Genomic DNA, 4,044 nt, shown 5'->3' with positions numbered 1-4,044 from the left:
GATGCGACACCGACCGGGACGGCCCGGCCCACGACCCGGACAACCGGCCGGTTCAGCCGGCCCGGCTGAACCGGGCCGCCGCCTCCGGCCCGGCGGCCGCACCGGCGGCCACACCGGCGGGCTCGCGATCCGCCGCACGCTCCGACCCGCGCTCCAACCCGCGCTCGGACACACGCTCGGGACCGGCGAGCAGGATGGAGCGCTGGAGCCGCCGCAGTCCGACCGAGGGCTCCATGCCCAACTCCCGTACCAGGGTGTTCCGCAGGCGCTGGTAGGCCTCCAACGCCTCGCCCCGGCGGCCGGAGCGGTGCAGCGCGACCATGTACTGGCCGTGCAGGCTCTCGTGGGTGCGGTAGCGGTCGACCAGGACGGTGAGTTCGGCGAGCAGCACCCGGTGCCGGCCGAGGCGCAGGTCGGCCTCGATCCGCTGGTCCAGCGCGCAGAGCCGGGTCTCCTCCAACCGCCGGGCCTCGACGGCGAGTTGGCCGCCGACCGGGACGTCCGCGAAGGCCGGCCCGCGCCACAGCGCGAGCGCCTCGCCGAGCAGCCGGGCCGCCCCCGGGTAGTCCTCGCCGTCCATCGCCCGGTAGCCGGTGCCGGCCAGGCGCTCGAACTCCCGGAGGTCCGTCAGTCCGCCGCCGCTGTTGAGCATGTAGCCGCCCGGCGAGGTCACCAGGACGTCCTTGGCGCAGGACACCCCCCGCGCCGTACCGGCCGTCGCGAGCGCCCGGTCGATGAGGTCGCGCAGCTGGAGCACGTACGTCTGCACGGTGGTGCGCGCACTGCGCGGCGGACGGCCGGACCACAGCTCGTCGGCCAGCACCCCGGCCGACACCACCTGGTCCGCCCGCAGCGCCAGCAGTCCCAGCACCTGCCGCGGCTTCGGCGCCGACGGCACCACCGATATCCCGCACACCCGGACGTCCAGCGCCCCGAGCACCCGAATTTCCACGATGACCACCCCAATCACACGGAACGCCGCAGCCTCCACGGCCACGGCCGGCACCCGGGTCGACACCCTGGGTCAACTGCTACCAGTGAAAAACAGGACGCGCGGTTTGTCAATACAAAACCGAACGTGCTGTTTGTTTTGCGCGGACGTTGCGGCCCGCCACCCTCGGCAGTGCCACCGCCGCACCGCGTGACCGGGCCCGGGCAAACCAAAGGCGGCGCCGGACCCCCGTGGTCCCGTCGCCGCCGATTCGCCCGCCCCCGCCGCCCTCGCCCACCCGGATTCCCGCAGGTGGGTCGGGCGGTGAGCCGCCGTCAGCCCACCCCGACCTCCGTCTGCACCTCGGCGCGCACGGCGCCGCCCGCACCGTCCGGACCGCCGTCCGGACCGCCGTCGATGTCGCCGCCCTCCGGGTCGCCCTCCGCCGCCGCACGGGCCGCTGCGGCCTCGGCCACCACCTGGGCACCGCGGTTCGGCCCCATCTGCAGCGAGCCGAGCACGCCCGGCACCGCGATGCTCGGCATCAGGTGCTGGTACAGCGCGGACACCCGCAGCTCCAGGTCGGCCCGGCCGCAGAGCTTCTGGGACTGGATCTGCACCCCCGTCCACGCGGCGACGAGCAGCCACGCGGTGTCCGCCGGCACGACGTGCGGGAGCAGCTCGCCGCGCTCGCCGGCCGCGACCAGCAGCGCCTCGAACCGGCTGATCCAGCCGGGGATGGCGCCGCCGCCCAGATCGTCGAAGAGGTCCTGCCCGAGCGACAGCCGGGCACCCGCGCTGAGCAGCGGGTCGCGCGGCATCAGGTACGCCACCACCATCCCGGTGTCCACGAACTCCTGGAGCTTGCAGCTCCGTTCGGGAACTCCGTCCTGGACGAACTGCTCCTCCACCACGCCCTGCGCCAGATCGCGCTTCGAGGCGAAATGGAAATACACCGCACCGCGCGTCACACCGGCCCGGGAGACCACCTCGCCGATGGTCGCGCCCTCGTACCCGAACTCGTCGAAGACCGAGGCCGCCGCCTCCAGGATCAGCCGACGTGTCCGGAGCGCCCGTTCCTGCCGTACCACCGAAACCACCCCGCCCTGAGCTCCCGGAAAACAAAACCAAACACCCCGTATCTTAGCTTCGCCCCACCCACGACCGACAAGACGATGCCGAGGAATCCCGCCAACCACTCCCCCTCCCCACACCCCGTCAGGCCCCACCGCCCCGTGGGTGACCGCACGCCTCGGCCGCCCCGGTGGATCGGCCTCCGGCGCACCGCCTCCCGCACCCGAAAAACCGAACGAACGGTTTCTTCCAGGCGTTCGCCTCCGTACCAACATTCGCTCCCATCCGTACGTGACCTCCGAGCCGGGCCGGTCGTTGCACCGGATCTGCGGGATTCCTCGACGGAAGCGGGTGCGGATGGGCCTCAGGCTGGGCGTGGTGGTACTGACGATGGGCGACCGGCCCCGGGAGTTGGGCGCGCTCCTCGACTCGGTGGCAGCCCAGGAGGGCGAGGCCGCCCGGGTCGTGGTGATCGGGCAGGGCGTGCGGCTGCCGCCGCTCCCGGACTGGGTGGACGCGGTGGAACTGCCGGAGAACCTCGGCATCCCCGGCGGCCGCAACCTCGGCGCCCGGCGGCTGCGCGAACTCGGCGGTGTGGACGTGGTGGTGAACCTGGACGACGACGGCCTGCTCCCCCGCACCGACACCTTCCGGCTGGTCCGGGAGGCCTTCGAGCGGGAGCGGCTCCTCGGCGTCGTCGGCTTCCGGGTCGCCGACGGGACGGGGCACACCCAGCGCCGCCACGTCCCGCGCCCGGGCCCCTCCGGCGCCCTGCGTTCCGGCGAGGTGACCACCTTCCTGGGCGGCGGCCACGCGATCCGGATGAGCGCCATCGACCGGGTCGGCGGCTTCCCCTCGCGGTTCTTCTACGCCCACGAGGAGACGGACTTCGCCTGGCGCGTCCTCGACGCCGGCTGGTCGATCCGCTACCGGGCCGACCTCCTGCTCCAACACCCCCGGACCGAGCCCGCCCGGCACGCCGCCTACTACCGGCTGACGGCCCGCAACCGCGTCTGGCCGGCCAAACGCCGACTGCCCGCCGTCCTGGTCCCGCCGTACCTCGCCTCCTGGTCGGTCTACACCCTCTCCCGCCGCCCGCCCGCCGCCGGACTGCGCGCCTGGTACTCCGGCTTCCTGGAGGGCGTCCGCACCCCGTGCCCACCCCGCCGCCCGATGCGCTGGGCCACGGTCTGGCGGATGACCCGGCTGGGGCGGCCCCCGGTGTTCTGACACCCGGGCGCGGGGGCCCGCTGTGGGCCCTGCTCTTGTAGCACCCCCTACCAGTCGCTACGCTCGCCGGTATGAAGCAGTTGAACGTCCGACTGGACGACACCGTGCACGAGGCCCTGGAGCAGCGCGCGGAGGCCGCCGGGATGAGCCTGCCGGACTACGCACGCAAGGTGCTGGCCGAGGAGGCGGACGAGCGGAGGGAACGGTTCCTGACCGCCGCGGCGCACTTCGCCCAGACCTGGGGGCCCGCCTTCGAGGAGGAGTTCGGGCCTTATCCCCTGAGCACCCGCGCCGCCGAGGCGGACGCCGCGTGATCCTCCGGATCGACCGGGCCTGGCTGCTCGACATCGCCCACCAGTTCCTGCCGAGCGACCCGGACGTCACCGACTACGGCACCCTCGCCGCCGCCGTCGCCCGGCACGCCGACACCGTCATGGAGGTACCGGTGTACGGGGCCGCGCACCAGCGCGCGGCAGCCCTGATGCACCAGCTGATCCGCGTCCCGGCGCTGGACTCCGCCAACGAGCACTTCGCCGCCGTGGTCGCCGCCTCCTACCTCAGCGCCTCCGGCGTCATCGTCACCGCCGAGCCCAAGCAGGCCGTCGAGCTGGCCGCCCGAATCCGGGCCGGCGACGCCGACGTCCGGGAGACCGCGGCCGCGATCCGTACCTGGTACCGCTGAGCGTTCCGGTGCAGCGCGAGAAGTCGGCCGATCCGACTTCTCGCGCGCCCGCACCGCCGGTCTCTTATACACAAATACCAGCCCACCAGACAGTTTGACATCGCGTATTCCGTGTTGTGCTTGTAAA

5 protein-coding genes are annotated in these 4,044 nt (G+C 73.2%); 3 read left to right on the top strand and 2 right to left on the bottom strand.

Annotated elements, in window-relative coordinates:
* Positions 1 to 52 precede the first annotated feature (52 nt).
* Positions 53 to 952, bottom strand: a complete 900-nt coding sequence (locus ACFU7Z_RS37295; RefSeq protein ID WP_380782533.1) for a BTAD domain-containing putative transcriptional regulator — start codon at positions 950 to 952, stop codon at positions 53 to 55.
* Between the two features lie 314 nt (positions 953 to 1,266).
* Complete coding sequence (locus ACFU7Z_RS37290) at positions 1,267 to 2,022, bottom strand: ScbR family autoregulator-binding transcription factor (RefSeq protein WP_380782531.1); 756 nt, start codon at positions 2,020 to 2,022, stop codon at positions 1,267 to 1,269.
* A gap of 340 nt (positions 2,023 to 2,362) precedes the next feature.
* Here ACFU7Z_RS37290 and ACFU7Z_RS37285 point away from each other — a divergent pair, with 340 nt between their 5' ends.
* From ACFU7Z_RS37285 to ACFU7Z_RS37275, 3 genes are all read left to right on the top strand, one after another.
* Positions 2,363 to 3,235, top strand: coding sequence for a glycosyltransferase family 2 protein (locus ACFU7Z_RS37285; protein ID WP_380782535.1), 873 nt, complete (start codon positions 2,363 to 2,365; stop codon positions 3,233 to 3,235).
* A 71-nt stretch (positions 3,236 to 3,306) separates the two neighbouring features.
* Complete coding sequence (locus ACFU7Z_RS37280; protein WP_143204553.1) at positions 3,307 to 3,549, top strand: plasmid mobilization protein; 243 nt, start codon at positions 3,307 to 3,309, stop codon at positions 3,547 to 3,549.
* Positions 3,546 to 3,917 carry a fic family toxin-antitoxin system, toxin component gene (locus ACFU7Z_RS37275; protein ID WP_074002898.1) on the top strand — a complete coding sequence of 124 codons (372 nt, stop codon included), beginning with the start codon at positions 3,546 to 3,548 and terminating at the stop codon, positions 3,915 to 3,917. Before ACFU7Z_RS37280 ends, ACFU7Z_RS37275 begins: the two co-directional genes overlap by 4 nt.
* Positions 3,918 to 4,044 lie beyond the last annotated feature (127 nt).

Origin of the sequence: Kitasatospora sp. NPDC057518 (assembly GCF_042802075.1) — a bacterium.
Lineage (GTDB): Bacteria > Actinomycetota > Actinomycetes > Streptomycetales > Streptomycetaceae > Kitasatospora.
Note: the sequence above shows the minus strand (reverse complement) of the source record. Positions and strands in the feature narration are given on the sequence as shown.